We start from the raw sequence: 19,710 nt of genomic DNA on the forward strand, positions 1-19,710 counted from the left end.
GCAGCTTGCAGCTTGCAGCTTGCAGCTTGCAGCTTGCAGCTTGCAGCTTGCAGCTTGCAGCTTGCAGCTTGCAGCTTGCAGCTTGGCCGCTTCAGGCGGCTTGTGCCTTGCGGTTCAGTGTCTCGAGCAGCTGCTCGACGGCCTGGAAGCGCGCCTCCTCGTTGTCCATGGTGGCCTCGAAGCGCAGGGTGTCGGCGCCATCCAGGCGATAACGTCCCGGCTCGCGCTGTATCAGCTCCACCAGGGTCAATGGATCGACACTGGTATGGGCACCGAAGATGACGCGGCCACGCTCGGGGCCCGCTTCGAGGCGGGTGATGCCAAGGCGCTCGGCACGCTGGCGCAGTCGGGTCTGGCGCAGCAGGGTCTTCACCGGACCCGGCAGCAGCCCGAAGCGGTCGATCATCTCCACCTGCAGCTCCTTGAGCTCGGCCTCGTCGGCGGCGCTGCTGATGCGCTTGTACATCACCAGGCGCTGCTGGACATCGTGGAGATAGTCGTCCGGAATCAGGGCCGGAAGGTTGAGGCTGATCTCCACGCCTTCATCCAGCGGCGCCTCGATATTGGGCGTCTTGCCGGCGCGGATGGCCGCCACGGCGCGATCCAGCATCTCCATGTAGAGGCCATAACCGATCGCCTCGATCTGCCCGCTCTGTTCGTCACCGAGCAGCTCGCCGGCACCGCGGATCTCCATGTCATGGCTGGCCAGGGTGAAGCCGGCGCCGAGGTCCTCGGCGGCGCCGATCGCCTCCAGGCGCTTGATCGCGTCACGAGTCATTGCCTTCGGCGGCGGGGTGAGCAGGTAGGCATAGGCCTGGTGGTGGCTGCGCCCGACTCGGCCGCGCAGCTGATGCAGCTGGGCCAGGCCGAACTTGTCGGCACGCTCGATGAGGATGGTGTTGGCGCTGGGCACGTCGATACCGGTCTCGATGATGGTCGAGCACACCAGTACGTTGAAGCGCTTGTGGTAGAAGTCTGACATCACCCGCTCCAGGGCACGTTCGGGCAGCTGACCATGCGCGACCCCGACGCGTGCCTCGGGCACCAGTTCGCGCACCGTCTCGGCGGCGGTCTCGATGGTCTTGACCTCGTTGTGCAGGAAGTAGACCTGCCCGCCACGCAGGATCTCGCGCAGGATCGCCTCCTTGAGCACTGCCTCCTCGCGGCGCTGCACGAACGTCTTCACCGACAGCCGGCGCGCCGGCGGGGTGGCGATGATCGAGAGGTCGCGGATGCCACTCATCGCCATGTTCAGCGTGCGGGGAATCGGCGTGGCGGTCATGGTGAGGATATCGACCTCGGCGCGCAGGCTCTTCAGCCGCTCCTTCTGGGCCACCCCGAAGCGATGCTCCTCGTCGATGATCAGCAGGCCCATCTTCGGCAGCTGCATGGACTTCGACAGTAGCTTGTGGGTGCCAATGACGATATCTGCCTGGCCCTCCTCGATCCGCTTGAGGGAGGCGGCCTGACCCTTGCCTGCTGTGAAGCGTGAGATCAGCTCGATATTGACCGCGGTATCGGCGAAGCGGTCACGGAAGTTCTCGAAGTGCTGACGGGCCAGCAGGGTGGTGGGCACCAGTACCACCACCTGGCGGCCGGAGTGGACCGCCAGGAAGGCGGCGCGCATGGCTACCTCGGTCTTGCCGAAGCCCACGTCGCCGCACACCACCCGGTCCATGGGGCGCGGAGCGCTCATGTCGCCGATCACTGACTCGATGGCGGCGCGCTGGTCGGGGGTCTCCTCGAAGGGGAAGGCGGCGGCGAAGCGCGAGTATTCGGCGTCCGGCGGCGCACAGGCGAACCCCTCGCGGGCCTCACGGCGGGCGTAGATGTCGAGCAACTCGGCGGCGGAGTCGCGGATCTTCTCGGCGGCCTTCTTCCTGGCTTTCTGCCACTGCTCGGAGCCCAGTCGATGCAGGGGGGCGAGCTCATCGTCGGCGCCGGCATAGCGTGAGATCAGGTGCAGGCTTTCTACCGGCACATAGAGCCGGGCGCCGTCGGCATACTCGAGGGTGACGAATTCCGCGGCCTGGCCGCCGGCTTCCAGGGTCTCCAGCCCCCGATAGCGGCCCACGCCGTGGACCTGGTGGACCACCGGGGCGCCGGGGCGCAGCTCGGAGAGGTGACGGACGGCCAGCTCGTCGGCATCGGTGGCCTTCTCGCGGCGCCGGCTCTGGCGCACTATCTCTCCGTAGAGCTCGGACTCGCTGATCACCGCCAGCCCGGGATCGCTCAGCCACAATCCCGCCTCGAGCTCGCCCTCGGTGATGGCGATGGGGTGCTCGGTGACGAGGAAGTCGGCAAAGTCCTCGACATGGGGCAGCGCCAGGCGCAGCGGCGCCAGGGCCTCCTCCAGTGCCTCGCGCCGCCCGCGGGACTCGGCAACGAACAGCACCCGGGTGTCACCCCGAGTCGCCAGGAAGTGTGACAGGGGGGCCAACGGTTCCTTGGCCCGGGCGTTGATGCCCACGTCGGGTGGCGACTGTGTGGCTGGTACCAGGGCGTGACGATGCTCGCTTGCGTCGGTCAGTTCGATCCGTGGGTGGCGCTTGATTGCCGCGAACAGTTCGGCCACCGGCACGAAGGCACGATGGGGTGGCAGCAGCGGCCGGGTGGGGTCGACCCCCAGGTTGTCAAAGCGGCTCTCGATGGACGCCCAGTGATGTTCGGCTGCGGCCAGGCACCCCGGCAGCAGCGCCACCCGGGTGCCTTCGGCGAGATGCTCGAAGAGGGTGGCCGTCTCCTCGAAGAACAGCGGCAGGTACTGCTCGAGGCCGGGGGAGGGGATGCCCTTGAGGGCGTCCACATAGAGCGGGCACTGGCGGGGGTCGACATCGAACAGCGTCTCGAAGCCTTCGCGGAAGCAGGCGATGGCGCTCCGTGACAGGGAATACTCGTGGGCCGGCAACAGCTCGATCCGCTCGACCTTCTCGGCACTTCGCTGGGTGTCGGGGTCGAAGGTGCGCAGGGTGTCGATCTCGTCATCGAACAGGTCGATGCGCAGCGGCGCCTCCACGCCCATCGGGAAGAGATCGATAAGGGCGCCGCGCAGGGCGTATTCGCCGGGCTCGTAGACCGTCTCCACGGCCCGGTAGCCGGCGCGGGAGAGGGCGTCGCGAAAGCCTTCGCGGTCCAGTGTCTGGCCCACCTCCAGGGTGAGCACCCGACCGGCGATGTACTCGACCGGTGCCAGGCGCTGCATCAGGGTGTTGATCGGCACCAGCACGATGCCGTGCTCGCCGTCCTGCAGTCGGCGCAGGGTGCGCAGCCGGGCGGAGACGATGTCCTGATGGGGGGAGAAGCTGTCGTAGGGCAGGGTCTCCCAGTCGGGGAAGGGCAGCACCGGTACCCGGCTGAAGAAGCGCAGCTCGTTTTCCAGGCGCAGGGCCTGGGCAGTATCGGCGGTGATCACCAGCAGCGGGGCATCGCTGGCCAGGTGCGCCAGGGCCAGCGACGCAGCGCTGCCCTGGGGCATCTGCCAGTAGAGCGTCTCGCGCAGCCCCTGCGGGCGCGGTGGGTCGAGCGGAGAGAATGTCGGCATGGTCTCGTATTGGGCTGTCGACGGGCGCGGCCCGACGGATCCTGTGTGGCTCCTCGCGGTGGACCATCATACCAGCCCGTCGGATTCTTGTAGTCAAACGCCCGTTCCTGTAATCCACCTACAGCGGGTGCGACCAACCAGCGATTGCCGCCGCACCCCGGCCCCGGGATAATGACCGGGAACCCTTTGATCCCACCAGTGAGGCCTCACGTGAGTCAGCAACCCTCCGATACCGTCTTCCAGGAATGGCACGACAACCAGGCGCTTGCCGAGCAGATGATCCCGATGATCGGTAGCCTCTACCGTCACAACAACGTGGTCACCACCCTCTACGGGCGCTCGCTGTTCAATCGCAGCGTGATCCGCATCCTGAAGGACCATCGCTTCGTGCGGAAGGTAGAGGGAACCGAACTCTCCGTGCAGGATACCTATCCGCTGGTCAAGGCGATGACCGAGCTCAACCTGGGGCCGGCCCACGTCGATGTGGGCAAGCTGGGCGTAGCCTTCAAGAAGCGCGGTGGCGGCGATGCGCTGGCCTTCCTGCGCGAGGAGCTCGCCGAGATCGTCGACGCTCACGACCCCGATGGCAGTAACGGCGAGCCCAAGGACGTGGTCCTCTACGGCTTCGGCCGCATCGGTCGCATCCTTGCCCGGGTGCTGGTGGAGAAGGCCGGTGGCGGCAACCTGCTGCGCCTGCGCGCCATCGTGGTGCGCGGCCGCGGTGATATCGCCAAGGATCTCGAGAAGCGGGCAAGCCTCTTGCGCCGCGACTCCGTGCACGGCCCCTTCGACGGCACCATCAGCGTCGATGCCGAGGCGCGCACCATCACCGCCAACGGTAACGTCATCCAGGTGATCTACGCCGACTCCCCGGCTGAAGTCGACTACACCACCTATGGCATCAACAACGCCGTGGTGGTCGACAACACTGGCATCTGGCGCGACGAGGCCGGCCTCGGCCAGCACCTGCAGTGCAAGGGGGTGGCCAAGGCGCTGCTTACCGCACCGGGCAAGGGAGATATCAAGAACATCGTCTACGGCATCAACCATGATGACCTGAGCGATGATGACCGCATCATCTCCGCGGCCTCCTGCACCACCAATGCCATCGTCCCGGTACTCAAGGTGCTCAACGACGAGTTCGGCGTCGAGCATGGCCACGTCGAGACGGTGCACAGCTACACCAACGACCAGAACCTGATCGACAACTACCACAAGGGCGATCGTCGCGGACGCAGCGCCCCGCTCAACATGGTGTTGACCGAGACCGGTGCCGCCAAGGCCGTCGCCAAGGCGCTGCCGGAGTTTGCCGGCAAGCTGACCGGCAACGCCATCCGCGTACCGACGCCCAATGTCTCCATGGCGATCCTCAACCTGCGCCTGGAGAAGGAGACCGACGCCGCGGCGTTGAATGACTTCCTGCGTCACATGTCGCTGGACTCCCCGTTCCAGAAGCAGATCGACTATGTCGACTCCCCGGAGGTGGTCTCCACCGACTTCGTGGGTAACCGCCATGCCGGCATCGTCGATGCCAAGGCAACCATCGCCAACGGCAAGAATGCCGTGCTCTACGTCTGGTACGACAACGAGTTCGGCTACAGCTGCCAGGTGATCCGCATCCTGCAGCACATGTCCAACGTCAGCTTCCTCAAGCTGCCGCGCGCCAGCGCTTAAGGCCTGCGGCCAGCCTCAAGGAGCAAGCCACAAGGAAACCCCTTGGGCTTGCTCCTTTCTTTTATGCGTCATACTGACTTGCAGCTTGCAGCTTGCAGCTTGCAGCTTGCAGCTTGCAGCTTGCAGCTTGCAGCTTTGAAGCCCCCCCTGCGACAATCTTACCCTTGCTACAGGTCACCTCTTGCGACCTTCGCTCAGGTGGTCATCCCCTTGCCTTCTCTTTATAATACGGTGGATTTTTCGGGGTGGGCCGGGCGTGCCTCGTGGCCCTTTCCTTTTTTTCCGATCCATCAACTGGGCGAGACTATGATCGAAGTCAAGAAAGGCCTGGATCTCCCCATCACGGGAGTGCCCGAGCAGCGTATCGAGGATGCGCGGCCGGTGCGCCACGTGGCGGTCCTGGGCACCGACTACGTCGGCATGAAGCCGACCATGGAGGTCAAGGAGGGAGATACCGTCAAGCTTGGCCAACTGCTCTTCACCGACAAGAAGATCGATGGCGTGCGCTTCACGGCGCCGGCCGCCGGCGAGGTGGTGGCGATCAACCGCGGGGAGAAGCGTCGTCTTCTCTCGGTGGTGATCCAGGTCGCCGAAACCGAGGAAGCCGTCGAGTTTACCGCCCACGGCCGCGACAAGCTGGCCGGACTCGAGCGCCAGGTGGTGGTCGACCAGTTGGTCGAATCGGGCCTGTGGACCGCCCTGCGTACCCGTCCCTATTCGCGCACCCCGGCCATCGACAGCGTGCCTGCCGATATCTTCGTCACTGCCATCGATACCCACCCGCTGGCCGCTGATCCCGCCAAGGTGATCAACGAGCAGACCCAGGCCTTCGAGGATGGTCTCAAGGTGCTGACCCGTCTCACCGAGGGCAAGGTCTACCTTTGCAGCGGTCCCGACAGCAGCATTCCCGGCGGCAACATCGACGGCGTGCAGGCCCAGACCTTCGCCGGACCGCACCCGGCAGGCCTGGTGGGTACTCATATCCATCACCTCTCGCCCGTCGCCTTGCACAAGCGCGTCTGGCACATCGGCTACCAGGACGTCATTGCCTTCGGCAAGCTGTTCGCCGAAGGTCGGCTGGACGTCAGCCGGGTGCTGGCCGTGGGTGGGCCCCGCGCCGAGAAGCCGCGCCTGCTGCGTACCCGGCTGGGTGCCAGCACCGAGGAGCTGCTCGCCGGTGAGGTGGTCGAGCCCGATGATACCCGCGTGATCTCCGGCTCGGTCTTTTCCGGCTTTACCTGCGAGGGCAGCCTGCGCTACCTGGGCCGCTTCCATAATCAGGTCAGCCTGCTCGAGGAGGGCAACAAGCGTGCCTTCATGGGCTGGCTCTCCGCGGGCAAGAACCGCCACTCGGTGCTTGGCATCTATCTCTCCAGGCTGACCGGCCTCAAGGACTACGCCCCAACCACCTCGACCAACGGCTCCGAGCGCGCCATGGTGCCGGTGGGTGCCTACGAGCAGGTGATGCCCCTGGACATCCTGCCCACACAGCTGCTGCGCTCGCTGATCGTCGGTGATATCGAGACCGCCATGCAGCTCGGGTGTCTGGAGCTGGACGAGGAGGACCTCGCGCTGTGCACCTACGTGTGCCCCGGCAAGTACGAGTACGGTCCCATCCTGCGTGACAACCTCACCACGATCGAGAAAGAGGCCTGATGATGGGTATTCGACAGACACTCGACAATCTCGAGCCGCACTTCCACAAGGGCGGCAAGTACGAGAAGTTCTACCCGCTCTATGAAGCGGTGGACACGATCTTCTATGCGCCCCCGGATGTCGCCAAGACTACCGCCCACGTGCGTGACGGCGTCGACCTCAAGCGCATCATGATCACCGTCTGGCTGTGCACCTTCCCGGCGATGTTCTTCGGCATGTGGAATGCCGGCTGGCAGGCCAACGCGGCTATCGCCGAGGGGTACGGCTCCATGGCCGGCTGGCGCGAAGCGATCATGATGCTGCTGGCTTCCGGCCACAACCCGGACAGCCTCTGGGCCAACTTCGTGCTCGGCGCCACCTACTTCCTGCCCATCTACCTGGTGACCTTCGTGGTCGGTGGCTTCTGGGAAGTGCTGTTCGCCATCAAGCGTGGCCATGAGGTCAACGAGGGCTTCTTCGTTACCTCGGTCCTCTACGCGCTGATCCTGCCTGCGACCATCCCGCTGTGGCAGGTGGCACTGGGCATTACCTTCGGTGTGGTGATCGGCAAGGAGATCTTCGGTGGTACCGGCAAGAACTTCCTCAACCCGGCCCTGACCGGCCGTGCCTTCCTCTACTTCGCCTACCCGGCACAGATCTCGGGTGACGCGGTATGGGTGGCGGCCGACGGCTTCACGGGTGCCACCGCGCTCTCCATCGCCTTCCAGGACGGTATGGCCGCCCTGACCGAGCAGTTCAGCTGGTGGGATGCCTTCCTCGGCTTCATCCCGGGCTCCGTGGGCGAGACATCGACCCTGGCGATACTGATCGGCGCCGCGGTGCTGCTGTGGACCGGCATCGCCTCCTGGCGAATCATGCTCGGTGTCTTCCTCGGCATGGTGGCCACCAGCGCGTTGTTCAACCTGATCGGCTCCGACAGCAACCCGATGTTCGCCATGTCCTGGTACTGGCATCTGGTGCTGGGCGGCTTCGCCTTCGGCATGGTGTTCATGGCCACCGATCCGGTCTCCGCCTCCATGACCAACCAGGGCCGGCTGATCTTCGGCGCCCTGATCGGTGTCATGACCGTGCTGATCCGCGTCGTGAACCCCGCCTTCCCCGAGGGCATCATGCTGGCGATCCTCTTCGCCAACCTGTTCGCGCCGCTCATCGACCATATCTTTGTTCAGGCCAACATCAAGCGCCGACTCAAGCGCACCGGTGTGCCGGCCGAGGAGACAGCCTGATGGCACAGAGCAACAACTCCATCAAGAAGATCCTGACGGTGGCGTTCGCACTCTGCATCGTGTGTTCGGTCATCGTCTCTACCGCCGCGGTGGCACTGCGCTCGAAGCAGCAGTTCAACCAGGAGCTGGATCGCAAGACCAACATCCTCAACGTCGCCGACCTCTATGAGTCCGGCATGGACGTGAACGAGACCTTCGAGTCCAGCATCACCCCGCGGGTGGTCAACCTGGAGACCGGCGAATACTCGGAAGAGCATGACCCGGCCACCTATAACGCCTTTGAGGCGCGCCGTGACCCGGCCGCTTCCCGGACCCTCTCGGGCGAGCAGGACCCGGCCGGGCTGACCCGTGTCGAGACCTACTCCACCGTCTACCTGGTGGGCGATCCGGATGATCCCGAGCAGATCATCCTGCCGATTCGTGGCCAGGGCCTGTGGGGCCTGATGCGTGGCTTCCTCGCGGTGGAGGGTGACGGCAATACCATCGTCGGCATCACCTACTACGAGCACGCCGAGACCCCCGGGCTGGGTGGCGAGGTCAACAACCCGCGCTGGCAGGCACAGTGGGCTGGCAAGGAGATCTTCGGCAGCGAGGATGCACTCGCTCCGGCGATCCACCTGACCAAGGGCGGCGCCAGCGGCGAAAACGAGGTGGATGCCCTCTCCGGCGCGACCCTGACCAGCAATGGCGTCACCAACATGCTGCAGTTCTGGCTGAGCCCGGAAGGCTTCGGTGACTACCTGGCCAAGTTCCGCACCGGCGTGAGCCAGGACGAGGCCCAGGGTGCCGACGTCGAACTCGAAGCGGAAGGAGCCTGATCATGGCGGATGCAACTCCGAAAGGCGTCCTGACGACGCCGCTGTTCAAGAACAACCCCATCGCGCTGCAGGTGCTGGGCATCTGCTCGGCCCTGGCGGTGACGACCAGCATGAGCGTGTCGCTGGTCATGTCCCTCGCGGTGATCTTCGTGACGGCCTTCTCGAACCTGTTCGTGTCGCTGATCCGTCACCATATTCCGTCTTCCATCCGTATCATCGTGCAGATGACCATCATCGCCTCGCTGGTCATCGTGGTGGACCAGATCCTCAAGGCCTATGCCTACGAGATGTCCAAGCAGCTCTCGGTATTCGTCGGCCTGATCATCACCAACTGTATCGTGATGGGGCGTGCCGAAGGCTTCGCCATGCAGAACAGCCCGAAGCTCTCCTTCCTGGACGGCATCGGCAACGGCCTGGGCTACGGCTTTATCCTGATGACCGTGGGCTTCTTCCGGGAACTGTTCGGCTCCGGCAGCGTGTTCGGCTTCACCGTGCTGGAGACCGTCCAGAACGGTGGTTGGTACGTGCCCAACGGCCTGCTGCTGCTGCCGCCCTCGGCGTTCTTCATCATCGGCCTGATCATCTGGGTGCTGCGCAGCCTCAACCCGGAGCAGGTCGAGGAGAACGAATTCAAGATAAAGGCCAATTCCGAACCGAAGGAGGCCGTGTAACATGGAACACTATATTAGCCTTTTCGTTGCCTCGGTCTTCGTCGAGAACCTGGCCCTGGCATTCTTCCTCGGCATGTGTACCTTCATCGCCGTGTCCAAGAAGGTCTCCGCGGCCTTCGGCCTGGGCATCGCGGTCATCGTGGTGCTCTCCATCTCCGTGCCGGTCAACAACCTCGTCTACAGCTTCCTGCTGGCGGAGGGGGCGCTCTCCTGGACTGGTATCAGCGGTGCCGAGAATATCGACCTCTCCTTCCTGGGCCTGCTCAGCTACATCGGCGTCATCGCCGCCCTGGTGCAGATCCTGGAGATGTTCCTCGACAAGTACGTGCCGGCGCTCTACAACGCCCTGGGCGTGTTCCTGCCGCTGATCACCGTGAACTGCGCCATCCTGGGTGGCGTGCTGTTCATGGTCGAGCGTAACTACAACTTCGGCGAATCGGTGGTTTATGGTTTCGGCTCCGGCGTTGGCTGGGCACTGGCCATCACCGCCCTGGCCGGTATCCGCGAGAAGCTCAAGTACAGCGACGTTCCCGGCTCCCTGCAGGGCCTGGGCATCACCTTCATCACGGTGGGCCTGATGTCGCTGGGCTTCATGTCCTTCTCCGGCATCCAGCTCTGAAGCAGGTCGTCCTTGCCCGGCGCCGCGGCGCCGGGTGCCAGGCAACGCAAGCAATAGGAAACCGACATGGTTGATACATCACTTATCTTGCTCGGTGTGGTCATGTTCACCGTGGTCGTGATCGGCCTGGTGCTGATCATCCTGGCCGCCCGCAGCAGGCTGGTCAGCACCGGTGACGTGCAGATCGAGGTCAACGGTGATCCCGAAAACACCATCACCACCCAGGCCGGGGGCAAGCTGCTCAACACCCTGGCCGCCAACGGCATCTTTCTCTCCTCCGCCTGCGGCGGCGGTGGCTCCTGTGCGCAGTGCAAGTGTCGTGTGGAGGAGGGCGGCGGTGCCATCCTGCCCACCGAGGAGTCCCACTTCACCATGCGCGAGAAGAAGGAGGGCTGGCGTCTCTCCTGCCAGGTGCCGGTGAAGCAGGACATGAAGATCGAGGTCCCCGAGGAGGTCTTCGGCGTCAAGAAGTGGGAATGCGAGGTCATCGAGAACCCCAACGTCGCCACCTTCATCAAGGAGCTCAACCTCAAGCTGCCCGAGGGTGAGGAAGTCGCCTTCCGCGCCGGTGGTTATGTGCAGCTGGTGGCGCCGCCCTACGACATCGCCTTCAAGGATTTCGACATCGAGGAGGAGTACCGGGGCGATTGGGAGAAGTTCGGCCTGTTCAACATCTCCCACAAGAACAACGAGGAGGTCATCCGCGCCTACTCCATGGCGAACTACCCGGAAGAGAAGGGCATCCTCAAGTTCAACATCCGTATCGCCACTCCGCCGCCCAACACCGATCACCCCCCGGGCCTGATGTCCACCTACGTCTTCAGTCTGAAGCCGGGTGACAAGGTCACCGTGATGGGGCCCTTCGGCGAATTCTTCGCCAAGGACACCGATGCCGAGATGGTCTTCGTCGGTGGTGGTGCCGGCATGGCGCCGATGCGCAGCCACATCTTCGACCAGCTCAAGCGCCTCAACTCCAAACGCAAGATCTCCTTCTGGTACGGTGCGCGCTCCTGGCGCGAGACCTTCTACAACGAGGAGTATGACAAGCTGGCCGAGGAGCACGACAACTTCGAGTGGCACCTGGCGCTGTCCGACCCGCAGCCCGAGGACAACTGGGAAGGCCCCACTGGCTTCATCCACAACGTCCTCTACGAGAACTACCTCAAGGACCACCCGGCCCCCGAGGACTGCGAGTACTACATGTGCGGGCCGCCCATGATGAACGCCTCCGTGATCAAGCTGCTGCTCGATCTCGGGGTGGAGCCCGAGAACATCCTACTGGACGACTTCGGCGGATGATCCCACTCGCCGTCAGGCGGCAACGGGGGCCGGCCAAGAGGCCGGCCCCCGCTGTATGGGGCATATCGGTCGTATCGCTCGGCCACCTCCCGGAACGCGCGGCGCCATACATTGTCCCTAGTAAAGTTAATTGGCTCTAGGGCATAGAAAGAGACGAATCCGGGAATTCGCCCCGCACATCCGGGGCACCCACCCAAGGAGAGATCCTGATGACTATCTGGCTTATCGCCTTCGCCTTCATGCTGCTGATCATGGCCGCCATGGCCGTCGGCGTGATCATGGGTCGCAAGCCCATCGCCGGCTCCTGCGGCGGCCTCAACCAGCTCGGCCTCAAGGATGGCTGCGAGATCTGTGGCGGCAAGGACGAGGTGTGCGAGGAGGAGAATCGCAAGGCCGGCAGTGCCCGTCGCCGCAGCGACGAGAGCCGCGGCGCCGACCTGGGGTATGACGCCAGCCGTCGCTGATCATGTAGGCCGTCTTGCCCAGTTGCTTGGCCCCCGGTTGCGAAAGCCACCGGGGGCCTTCTCGTCTGAAGGCTACGGGTTGCGATCGTCCCGCAGCTCGTGAGCGAAGCAGGGCGGTGAGGCGGGTTCCGTATCCGCCGCATCCTCCTCGCGCAGGGCGAAGAGCAGCCACTCCTTAAGTATCGGCAGGGGCGAGGCATCGAGATCGCGCTCGGCGGTCAGCAGCGTAAGTCCCCCACGCTGACGGACCTGGCGCATCAGCGGGAGCAGACGCTCGGGGTGGTCGCGTAGTTCGCCGCGATAGCGGACAGCGAACACGGTCGGGCTAATCTCTGCCTGCTGGTACTGGCGCCGCAGCGCCGGGCTAGGTGAGGCATCGCGATACCAGTCGTCAAGCGAAAGCGCTTCCCGGGAACGCCCTCGGGGCCAGAGTCGATCCACCAACACCCGTGCACCATCATGGGGCTCGGCGGGCTGGGCGATGCCCTTGATCTCGATGTGATAGCTCATGCACTCCTCCTCGCTTCCTCACCCCTCACTTCTCACCCCTCACTCCTTACGAACCCGCTCCAGCGCCTCGCGGCTGCGTTCCTGCCAGCGCCCGGGCAGCGCCGCGGCGCGCTCGAGAGCCTCCAGGGCCTCGGCTCTGTGTTCCGCCGATTCGAGGGCGAGACCCAGGTTGAGCCAGGCCGGGGCGAGGCTGGCATCCGCCGCTACCGCATCCCGGAAGGCGCTAATGGCGCCCTCGAGATCCGCGGCGGTGTGGCGCGCGTTACCCAGTGCGAAGTGTGCCATGGCGTGGTCGGGGAAACGGCTTGAGAGTGCCTCCCAGGCGGGCAGCGCCGCCTCGGCCCCGCGGACTCCCTCGAAGTCGCCGATGGCCTGCAGGGCGGCCTGGGGGGAGATGGTGGCCGGTAGTTCCCCCGGTGACAGCGCCACGAAGGCCCAGCGGTCGCTGCGCGCCCAGGTGGCGTCGAAGGGGCGGAAGGACTCCACCCGCTGGGCCTCCATGCCGCTATGCAGGATCATCTCCCGGGCCTCCAGGTCGTAGCCGATGGCCACGGCATAGTGCCACACGGGCCAGGCGGGCAGTGACAGGTTCTGCATCACCACCACCGGGTGGCCGGCATCGATCTCGGTCAACAGGGCATCGAGGCGGCCTTCGATCACGAAGGGGATCCGCCCTTGACGGCGCACCGTGGCCAGCATCTCGGGCTGTACGCTGCCTTCGCGACCGGGGGTGAAGACCTGGGGAATCAGGCTGTCGACGTCGGTCTCGACACCGTCGTGCTGCAGCGCCATGGCAAGGGAGGCCGGCCCGCACTGGTAGTCGCGCTGGCCATGGAAGGGGACATCATCGAGCAGCACCCGGGGTGCCACGGCCGCTCGGGTGGTGTCATCGAGGCGGGGTGCCGAGGCACAGCCGGCGAGCATCAGCAGCATCAGCAGCATCAGCACCAACGCAAGAACGCCCGCTGGGCGGGCGTTCCTGTCGCTGGTCGGCTGCCGTTCAAGGCAGTCGATCATGCTGGCACCCATTCAGCGAGTGAAGGGGAAGACGTTGGTCAGGCCGAGGATATCGGTCACCAGCAGGATCACGAAGACGGCGAACAGTGCGCCGACCACGCTGGCACCGGCGGGCATCTGGTCGAGACGCTCGGCCATCTGGGCGGCTTCGGCGTCGGAGAGGGCGGCGACACGGGCCTCGACTTCGGCGGGGTCCACACCCTGGGCGACCAGCTGGTCGCGAACGTCATCCCGTGCGAGTACGGCGTGAATCCGCTCGCGATCGGACTGGGCGCGCTCGGCGGAGAGGGCGTCCTGGGTGGTGATCATGCCGCCGGCGGGTGCGGGGGCGGCGGCGACCGGCAGGCTGCCCAGCACCAGGGCGGCGATCAGCAGCGGGCTGAGGAAACGGCAGATCTTCTTCATCATGTCGGTGTTCCTTCTTCTTCGAGTGGGCTTCCGGCTCCAGGATGATCCACGCGTCGCGTCCGGCGAGTGTGTGGCGTCACGATGATGCTTGCCCAGTATAGGACGAAATGGCGTTCGATTTCATACCCTTGCCCGTCAACGAATGGGAACTCAGCCGATTCGGTAGGAGGAGGGCAGTTCGGCGAGCAGGCCGCGGCCGCCGGCGAGGGTCAGCGCCAGGTCGTGGAGGCCGTCCTGTAGCGGCAGGGCGGCGGCACCCTTGATGGAGAGGTCCAGGCGCTGGGCGAACAGCAGCAGCTTGTGCAGGCGCTTCACCGGTAGGCGACCGAGGGCCTGCTGGTAGGCGGGGCGGCGTTTCTCGAAGATGCTGGGTTTCTGGGCCTTGCAGGCGTGGTCGAAGCTCTGGCCCTGGTCGAGATGCTGATGCAGCGAGAGCAGGGTGCGCAGCTCCCGAGTCAGGGCCCACAGCACGATGGGGGGCTCCACGCCTTCGCCGGCGAGGCCGGCCATGATGCGAGCGACCCGAGAGCGTTCGCCCTTGAGGCAGGCATCCACCAGGGTGAAGACGTCGAAGCGGGCGCTGTCCTCCACGCCGCCGGCGACATCCCGCGGCCCGACCCGGCTGCCCTGGGGTAGCAGCAGGGCAAGCTTCTGCAGCTCCTGGTCGGCGGCCAGCAGGTTGCCTTCGGTGCGTTCACCCAGCAGGCGTGCGGCGTCCAGGTCGAGGTTGAGGCCGTGGCGAGTGGCGCGGTCGCGCAGCCAGAACCCCAGCCGCGAGACGTCCACCGGCCACACCTGCACGAAGAGTCCCGCCTTGTCGAGGGCCTGGAACCAGGCGCTCTTCTGCTGGCGGAAGTCGAGCTTGCCCATGGCCAAAAGCAGTACGTTGTCGCTGCCCTTCATCTCCTCGGCGTAGGCCCTGAGGGCCTTGGCGCCCTCCTGGCCCAGGTTGCTGCCGGACAGGCGCAGCTCGATCAGCTTGGCACTGGTGAACAGCGACAGGCTGGCCGACGCCTCGTGCAGGCGCCCCCAGGCGAAATTGCCCTCCACGTGCAGGATCTCGCGCTCCTCGATGCCGCGCTCGCGGGCAGCGGCGCGCACGGCGTCGCAGGCTTCCATATGCTGCAACGGTTCTTCGCCGGCGACGATCACCACCGGTGGCAGCTTCTTCGCCAGGGCATCGGCCAGTTTATCTGGGAAGACTTTCAACGAGTGTATCCTTTGCCAACGGGGCTGATCCGGGGACAGGTCTGCGAGGAGGCGCTGTGAACCCCTCCCTGGGCGCTACCGATGCCATCCCTGGCATAGGACCTCCTCTCCGACCTGTCCCCGGCGCCCCTCTCCCGGTATCTCAAGCTTTGGAATCTATAGTGAGCGCAGCTGCTCGATCAGCTGGCGCACGGCTTCCTCGAGCAGCGCCTCCCGAGCCTCGTCGCGGCGCTGCTCGCGGCCCAGCAGGTCGCCATCATCCACGCTGTAGCCGCGGCTGACCTCGAGGCGCTGCTGGTCGAGCAGATAGGCACCATCGGCGCGCTGCACCGAGAAGGGGGCGGCGAGGTGCATCTCCTCGTCGCGGGGGCCGGAGTCCAGCACGCTCAGGCGGCGCTGGCGGAACTCGGGTTGGCCCAGATTGAGAATCAGCCCGGCGCCGTCATGCACCCGGGTTCCGGCAGCCGTCAGGCGCCGTTCGGCGAGCCGCGCCAGGTCGCTGTCGGGCCCCACCAGGGCGAGCTCGCTCAGCGGTGCCGAGGGGGTATCGAGGCCGCGCAGGCGAAAGCCGCAGCCGGCGAGGGCCAGGCCGGCACCGCCGACGAGGCCCAGGGTAAGGAAGGTGCGTCGCTGCATGGGTCGCTCCCTGTGTCGTGGCGGGGTCAGCCCACCACGATATTGACCAGCTTGCCCGGCACCACGATCACCTTGCGCACCGCCTTGCCCTCGGTGTGGCGCTGGACGTTCTCGGCGGCGAAGGCCTCGGCCTCGGCCGCAGCCTTGTCGGCATCGGCAGGTACCTCGATGCGTGCCCGCAGCTTGCCGTTGACTTGTACCACCAGCTCGATGGTGTCGCGGGTCAGGGCACTCTCGTCGACCTCCGGCCAGCTGGCGTCGATCGCCGGTTCCGCGTGCCCCAGCGCCGACCACAGCGCATGGCAGGCATGCGGTGTGATGGGGGCGAGCAGCAGTACGCAGGCCTCCACCGCCTCGCGTGCCACGGCGAGGTCCAGGGGAGAGGGAGTGGCGCTCTGCTTGTGGAATTGCCCGATGGCGTTGGTCAGCTCCATCACCGCGGCGATGGCGGTATTGAAGGTGGTGCGCCGGCCGATGTCGTCGCCGGCCTTCTTGATGGTCTCGTGGGTCTTGCGGCGCAGTTCGCGCTGGGCGTCGTCGAGGGCATCGACCTCGAGCCGGCCGGGCTCGCCCGCCTCGAGGTGCTCGTTTACCAGGCGCCACAGGCGCTTGAGGAAGCGGTGAGCGCCCTCGACGCCGGCGTCGGACCACTCCAGTGACTGCTCCGGCGGGGCGGCGAACATCATGAACAGGCGCACGGTGTCGGCGCCGAAGCGGTCGATCATCGACTGCGGGTCGACGCCGTTGTTCTTCGACTTGGACATCTTCTCGATGCCGCCCATCTCCACCGGCTGGCCATCCTCGATGAGCACGGCGCTCACCGGCCGCCCCTTGTCGTCGCGCTTGACCTCGACGTCGGCGGGGTTGAACCACTGCTTGGCGCCGTTGGGCGCCTCCCGGTAGAAGGTCTCGGCGATCACCATGCCTTGGGTAAGCAGGCGCTGGAAGGGCTCATCGACGTTGACCAGGCCCAGGTCGCGCATCAGCTTGGTGAAGAAGCGTGCGTAGAGCAAGTGCAGGATGGCGTGCTCGATGCCGCCGATATAGAGGTCCACCGGCAGCCAGTAGTCGGCGCGCTCGTCGAGCATCGCCTCCTGGTTGTCGGCGCAGCAGAAGCGGGCGAAGTACCAGGACGACTCCATGAAGGTGTCGAAGGTGTCGGTCTCGCGCACCCAGCCGTCGCCCAGTTCGGAGAACTCCGGCATGCGCTTGAGCGGCGAGCCGGTGGCATCCACGGTGACCTCCATGGGCAGGGCCACTGGCAGTTCCTCATCGGAGAGCGGTGCGGTCTGCCCCTCGGGGCCATACTTCACCGGGATCGGGGCTCCCCAGTAGCGCTGGCGAGCCACGCCCCAGTCGCGCAGGCGGTAGTTGGTCTTGACCTCGCCGCGGCCGAGCTCGGCGAGCCGGGTGGCGATGGCATCGAAGGCCGCCTCGAAGTCCAGGCCGTCGAACTCGCCGGAGTTGATCAGGTTGCCGTGCTCGTCATGGGCGCCCGCGGAGAGATCCGGGACCTGGCCGTTGCCATCGGCGATCACCGGTTCGATGGGGATGCCGTACCTGGTGGCGAACTCCCAGTCGCGCTGGTCGTGGGCGGGCACCGCCATCACCGCACCGGTACCGAACTCCATCAGCACGAAGTTGGCCACATACACCGGCACCTCGCGGCCACTGAGCGGGTGCACCGCCACATGACCGGTGGGCATGCCCTTCTTCTCGCGGGTGGCCAGTTCGGCCTCGGAGGTGCCGCCCTGGGCGCACTCCTCGCGGAAGGCAGAAAGCGCCGAGTTGCTCTCCGCGGCCTGTTTCGCCAGCGGGTGGTCCGCGGCCACGGCTACATAGGTGACCCCCATCAGGGTGTCGGGGCGGGTGGTGTAGACCGAGAGGGGCTCGCAGGCACTCCCGTCAGCGGCCTTGATATCAAAGCTGAGTTCCACGCCGCGGGACTTGCCGATCCAGTTGCGCTGCATGGTCTTGACCTGCTCGGGCCACTCGATGCGGTCGAGATCGGCGAGCAGCTCCTCGGCGTAGTCGGTGATGCGCAGGAACCACAGCGGGATCTCCTTGCGCTCCACCAGGGCGCCGGAGCGCCAGCCGCGCCCGTCGATCACCTGCTCGTTGGCCAACACGGTCTGGTCCACGGGGTCCCAGTTGACCGTGGACATCTTCTTGTAGACCAGCCCCTTCTCCACCAGCTTGGCGAAGAACCACTGCTCCCAGCGATAGTAGTCCAGGTCGCAAGTGGCGAATTCGCGGCTCCAGTCATAGGCAAAGCCCAGTGCCTTGAGCTGGTTGCGCATGTAGTCGATGTTGGCGTAGGTCCATTCGGCGGGCGGTACCTGGTTCTGGATCGCCGCATTCTCCGCCGGCATGCCGAAGGCGTCCCAGCCCATGGGCTGCAGCACGTTCCTGCCCTGCATGCGCTGGTAGCGGGAGACCACGTCACCGATGGTGTAGTTGCGCACATGCCCCATGTGCAGCTTGCCGCTGGGGTAGGGGAACATCGACAGGCAGTAGAACTTCTCGCGGCTGGCATCCTCCACCGCCTTGAAGCACTGGTTCTTGTCCCAGAACTGCTGGGCGTCGCGTTCGATCTCTTGGGGCTTGTACTGTGCGTCCATCGCTGTCAACGGGTACCTTGGCTGTCGGTTCGGCGCGCCGGAGGCGCACGCTCGAATGGCTTGTCCGGCGTCATGTTCCCTGTGCATGCTGGCGACAAGGCGTTGAACTGACGGCGGGAAGTCGTCTAAATGGTAGGCAGAGGATACCCCAGCACGGCCTTGCCCGGCTATGGCCGGCAGATGCGCCCTATCCGCACACGAGGAGAGCAACATGAGTGAGACAGACCCCAAGGATCCCCAGGAGCATCGCCTGCGGGACGGCTATGAGCGCATGCTGGACCGCCTTCGCGAGGGTGCCCATGAGCTGACCTGGGAGAACCTGCAGAAGGAGCTGGACGACGCCGTGGAGTTCGAGTCCGAGCTCGAGGAGTTCACCAGGGATGAGCTTGCCCTGCTGCGCGCCTGGGTGGAGCGTGACCTCAAGGACATGCGGCGTTACCTGAGCGCCGGTGGTGAGGGCGTGGCCGCCTGGCTGGGCATCGATCTTTCGGCGCTGTCGCGCAAGGTCAGCGAGTCGCTGCTCTCCATCGCCGACCGCAGCGTGGTGGAGCGGGAGCGCTTCGAGGAAGATCTCGAGGCCGCACGCGCCGACTACTGTGAGGGCGAGATGGCGGTGCCCGGCCGACTGGCCTGCGTGCACTGTGATGCCGAGGTGGAACTGCCCGAGATGACCCGCATCGAACCCTGCCACCAGTGCGGACATCGCTACTTCCGGCGGGTGTCCCGCTAACGCCGCGGTGGTCCCAAGGGGATGGGCTGTCAGCGTCGGCAGTCCATCCTCATGCAAAAGTCGCTATGTACCTGTCGCAGGGCCGTCTGGGTTAGGCGGCCGAAGTGCTTGGCGACAAGTGATTCGTTCAGCGTGTAGACCTTGCCAGTGCGAACCCAGCTCGGTTTTGGCAGTTGACCTTGCTGCATGTGTGACGGGTCGAGAGCGACGGCTTGGGTATGCTGCTGGCGGGAAGTGATGGCAAGGCATGGGAAGTCGCCTCTCTCGTCCGGCGCGCCTAACAGCACCACGGGCCGTCGTTTATGACTGGTAAGGTCCGTGTAGGGAAACGGGATCAGGACGATATCGCCCGGCTCAAGCGTCATTCCATACCTCGTCTTCGGTGCTGTCCCAGTCGTTCGCGAGGCTGGTCTGCTGAGCCGCCATGAAGTTCTTCTGCTGCTCATTCTCCAGACGCTCGCGCAGGAAGTGCGCGAAGTCGAGGACCTCCTGCTGGCGGTCTTGAGGAAGGAGTCGTAGCTCTTCGATGATCTTCTCGGCAGTATCCATTTGGTATCTCTCCCCAGGCGTCGCAGATACTTTTTTAGTATATCACCTGGTGTGCGGGCCAC

General features: G+C 65.3%; 18 protein-coding genes. 9 read left to right on the forward strand and 9 right to left on the reverse strand.

Annotated features, from left to right (window positions below; genetic code table 11):
• Positions 1 to 91: 91 nt before the first annotated feature.
• Positions 92 to 3,541 (reverse strand): transcription-repair coupling factor, encoded by a 3,450-nt coding sequence (gene mfd / locus GRB96_RS14490; RefSeq protein ID WP_161432781.1) that lies wholly within the window; start codon positions 3,539 to 3,541, stop codon positions 92 to 94.
• 210 nt (positions 3,542 to 3,751) lie between these two features.
• Here mfd and GRB96_RS14495 point away from each other — a divergent pair, with 210 nt between their 5' ends.
• The 8 genes from GRB96_RS14495 (at position 3,752) to nqrM (ending at position 11,968) form a co-directional block, all read left to right on the forward strand.
• On the forward strand, positions 3,752 to 5,215 hold the full coding sequence (locus GRB96_RS14495; protein ID WP_161432782.1) for a glyceraldehyde-3-phosphate dehydrogenase: 1,464 nt from the start codon (positions 3,752 to 3,754) through the stop codon (positions 5,213 to 5,215).
• Between the two features lie 306 nt (positions 5,216 to 5,521).
• Complete coding sequence (locus GRB96_RS14500; protein ID WP_161432783.1) at positions 5,522 to 6,871, forward strand: Na(+)-translocating NADH-quinone reductase subunit A; 1,350 nt, start codon at positions 5,522 to 5,524, stop codon at positions 6,869 to 6,871.
• Positions 6,871 to 8,097: an NADH:ubiquinone reductase (Na(+)-transporting) subunit B gene (locus GRB96_RS14505; RefSeq protein WP_161432784.1), complete on the forward strand. Its 1,227-nt coding sequence runs from the start codon at positions 6,871 to 6,873 to the stop codon at positions 8,095 to 8,097. Before GRB96_RS14500 ends, GRB96_RS14505 begins: the two co-directional genes overlap by 1 nt.
• On the forward strand, positions 8,097 to 8,915 hold the full coding sequence (locus tag GRB96_RS14510) for a Na(+)-translocating NADH-quinone reductase subunit C (RefSeq protein ID WP_161432785.1): 819 nt from the start codon (positions 8,097 to 8,099) through the stop codon (positions 8,913 to 8,915). Before GRB96_RS14505 ends, GRB96_RS14510 begins: the two co-directional genes overlap by 1 nt.
• Positions 8,916 to 8,917: 2 nt before the next feature.
• Positions 8,918 to 9,586 (forward strand): NADH:ubiquinone reductase (Na(+)-transporting) subunit D, encoded by a 669-nt coding sequence (locus GRB96_RS14515; RefSeq protein ID WP_161432786.1) that lies wholly within the window; start codon positions 8,918 to 8,920, stop codon positions 9,584 to 9,586.
• A 1-nt stretch (position 9,587) separates the two neighbouring features.
• Positions 9,588 to 10,205: an NADH:ubiquinone reductase (Na(+)-transporting) subunit E gene (gene nqrE / locus GRB96_RS14520; protein ID WP_161432787.1), complete on the forward strand. Its 618-nt coding sequence runs from the start codon at positions 9,588 to 9,590 to the stop codon at positions 10,203 to 10,205.
• Positions 10,206 to 10,271: 66 nt separating this feature from the next.
• Positions 10,272 to 11,504 carry an NADH:ubiquinone reductase (Na(+)-transporting) subunit F gene (nqrF, locus tag GRB96_RS14525; protein WP_161432788.1) on the forward strand — a complete coding sequence of 411 codons (1,233 nt, stop codon included), beginning with the start codon at positions 10,272 to 10,274 and terminating at the stop codon, positions 11,502 to 11,504.
• A gap of 209 nt (positions 11,505 to 11,713) precedes the next feature.
• Positions 11,714 to 11,968 (forward strand): (Na+)-NQR maturation NqrM, encoded by a 255-nt coding sequence (gene nqrM / locus GRB96_RS14530; RefSeq protein ID WP_161432789.1) that lies wholly within the window; start codon positions 11,714 to 11,716, stop codon positions 11,966 to 11,968.
• A 72-nt stretch (positions 11,969 to 12,040) separates the two neighbouring features.
• Here nqrM and GRB96_RS14535 read toward each other — a convergent pair whose 3' ends face one another.
• From GRB96_RS14535 to leuS, 6 genes are all read right to left on the reverse strand, one after another.
• Positions 12,041 to 12,478 (reverse strand): DUF488 domain-containing protein, encoded by a 438-nt coding sequence (locus tag GRB96_RS14535; RefSeq protein WP_161432790.1) that lies wholly within the window; start codon positions 12,476 to 12,478, stop codon positions 12,041 to 12,043.
• A gap of 39 nt (positions 12,479 to 12,517) precedes the next feature.
• Positions 12,518 to 13,495, reverse strand: coding sequence for a PA2778 family cysteine peptidase (locus GRB96_RS14540; RefSeq protein WP_161432791.1), 978 nt, complete (start codon positions 13,493 to 13,495; stop codon positions 12,518 to 12,520).
• A gap of 12 nt (positions 13,496 to 13,507) precedes the next feature.
• Positions 13,508 to 13,900 carry a PA2779 family protein gene (locus tag GRB96_RS14545; protein ID WP_161433153.1) on the reverse strand — a complete coding sequence of 131 codons (393 nt, stop codon included), beginning with the start codon at positions 13,898 to 13,900 and terminating at the stop codon, positions 13,508 to 13,510.
• Between the two features lie 153 nt (positions 13,901 to 14,053).
• The gene (holA, locus tag GRB96_RS14550) at positions 14,054 to 15,112 is read right to left on the reverse strand and encodes a DNA polymerase III subunit delta (protein WP_161432792.1); all 1,059 of its coding nucleotides are present in this window, start codon (positions 15,110 to 15,112) and stop codon (positions 14,054 to 14,056) included.
• 156 nt (positions 15,113 to 15,268) lie between these two features.
• Positions 15,269 to 15,748, reverse strand: a complete 480-nt coding sequence (locus GRB96_RS14555; RefSeq protein WP_161432793.1) for an LPS-assembly lipoprotein LptE — start codon at positions 15,746 to 15,748, stop codon at positions 15,269 to 15,271.
• Between the two features lie 26 nt (positions 15,749 to 15,774).
• Positions 15,775 to 18,369, reverse strand: a complete 2,595-nt coding sequence (gene leuS / locus GRB96_RS14560) for a leucine--tRNA ligase (protein WP_161432794.1) — start codon at positions 18,367 to 18,369, stop codon at positions 15,775 to 15,777.
• 211 nt (positions 18,370 to 18,580) lie between these two features.
• Between leuS and GRB96_RS14565 the strand changes: the two genes are divergently transcribed.
• On the forward strand, positions 18,581 to 19,099 hold the full coding sequence (locus GRB96_RS14565) for a zinc ribbon-containing protein (protein WP_161432795.1): 519 nt from the start codon (positions 18,581 to 18,583) through the stop codon (positions 19,097 to 19,099).
• Positions 19,100 to 19,128: 29 nt separating this feature from the next.
• Here GRB96_RS14565 and GRB96_RS15855 read toward each other — a convergent pair whose 3' ends face one another.
• Positions 19,129 to 19,545: a type II toxin-antitoxin system PemK/MazF family toxin gene (locus GRB96_RS15855; RefSeq protein ID WP_420841759.1), complete on the reverse strand. Its 417-nt coding sequence runs from the start codon at positions 19,543 to 19,545 to the stop codon at positions 19,129 to 19,131.
• Entirely contained in the window at positions 19,454 to 19,648 is a 195-nt protein-coding gene (locus GRB96_RS14575; protein WP_161432797.1) for a DUF2281 domain-containing protein, read from the reverse strand. Before GRB96_RS14575 ends, GRB96_RS15855 begins: the two co-directional genes overlap by 92 nt.
• Between the last annotated feature and the right edge of the window lie 62 nt (positions 19,649 to 19,710).

It is taken from the genome of Halomonas alimentaria (assembly GCF_009902005.1).
Taxonomy (GTDB): domain Bacteria; phylum Pseudomonadota; class Gammaproteobacteria; order Pseudomonadales; family Halomonadaceae; genus Halomonas; species Halomonas alimentaria.

What these genes read in the sequence shown, in the direction of transcription:
- mfd (WP_161432781.1), bottom strand. Translation starts at nt 3,541, where the DNA reads ATGCCGACATTCTCTCCGCTCGACCCACCGCGCCCGCAGGGGCTGCGC.
- GRB96_RS14500 (WP_161432783.1), top strand. Translation starts at nt 5,522, where the DNA reads ATGATCGAAGTCAAGAAAGGCCTGGATCTCCCCATCACGGGAGTGCCC.
- GRB96_RS14505 (WP_161432784.1), top strand. Translation starts at nt 6,871, where the DNA reads ATGATGGGTATTCGACAGACACTCGACAATCTCGAGCCGCACTTCCAC.
- GRB96_RS14510 (WP_161432785.1), top strand. Translation starts at nt 8,097, where the DNA reads ATGGCACAGAGCAACAACTCCATCAAGAAGATCCTGACGGTGGCGTTC.
- GRB96_RS14515 (WP_161432786.1), top strand. Translation starts at nt 8,918, where the DNA reads ATGGCGGATGCAACTCCGAAAGGCGTCCTGACGACGCCGCTGTTCAAG.
- nqrE (WP_161432787.1), top strand. Translation starts at nt 9,588, where the DNA reads ATGGAACACTATATTAGCCTTTTCGTTGCCTCGGTCTTCGTCGAGAAC.
- nqrF (WP_161432788.1), top strand. Translation starts at nt 10,272, where the DNA reads ATGGTTGATACATCACTTATCTTGCTCGGTGTGGTCATGTTCACCGTG.
- nqrM (WP_161432789.1), top strand. Translation starts at nt 11,714, where the DNA reads ATGACTATCTGGCTTATCGCCTTCGCCTTCATGCTGCTGATCATGGCC.
- GRB96_RS14535 (WP_161432790.1), bottom strand. Translation starts at nt 12,478, where the DNA reads ATGAGCTATCACATCGAGATCAAGGGCATCGCCCAGCCCGCCGAGCCC.
- GRB96_RS14540 (WP_161432791.1), bottom strand. Translation starts at nt 13,495, where the DNA reads ATGATCGACTGCCTTGAACGGCAGCCGACCAGCGACAGGAACGCCCGC.
- GRB96_RS14545 (WP_161433153.1), bottom strand. Translation starts at nt 13,900, where the DNA reads ATGAAGAAGATCTGCCGTTTCCTCAGCCCGCTGCTGATCGCCGCCCTG.
- GRB96_RS14555 (WP_161432793.1), bottom strand. Translation starts at nt 15,748, where the DNA reads ATGCAGCGACGCACCTTCCTTACCCTGGGCCTCGTCGGCGGTGCCGGC.
- leuS (WP_161432794.1), bottom strand. Translation starts at nt 18,369, where the DNA reads ATGGACGCACAGTACAAGCCCCAAGAGATCGAACGCGACGCCCAGCAG.
- GRB96_RS14565 (WP_161432795.1), top strand. Translation starts at nt 18,581, where the DNA reads ATGAGTGAGACAGACCCCAAGGATCCCCAGGAGCATCGCCTGCGGGAC.
- GRB96_RS15855 (WP_420841759.1), bottom strand. Translation starts at nt 19,545, where the DNA reads ATGAGCAGCAGAAGAACTTCATGGCGGCTCAGCAGACCAGCCTCGCGA.
- GRB96_RS14575 (WP_161432797.1), bottom strand. Translation starts at nt 19,648, where the DNA reads ATGGATACTGCCGAGAAGATCATCGAAGAGCTACGACTCCTTCCTCAA.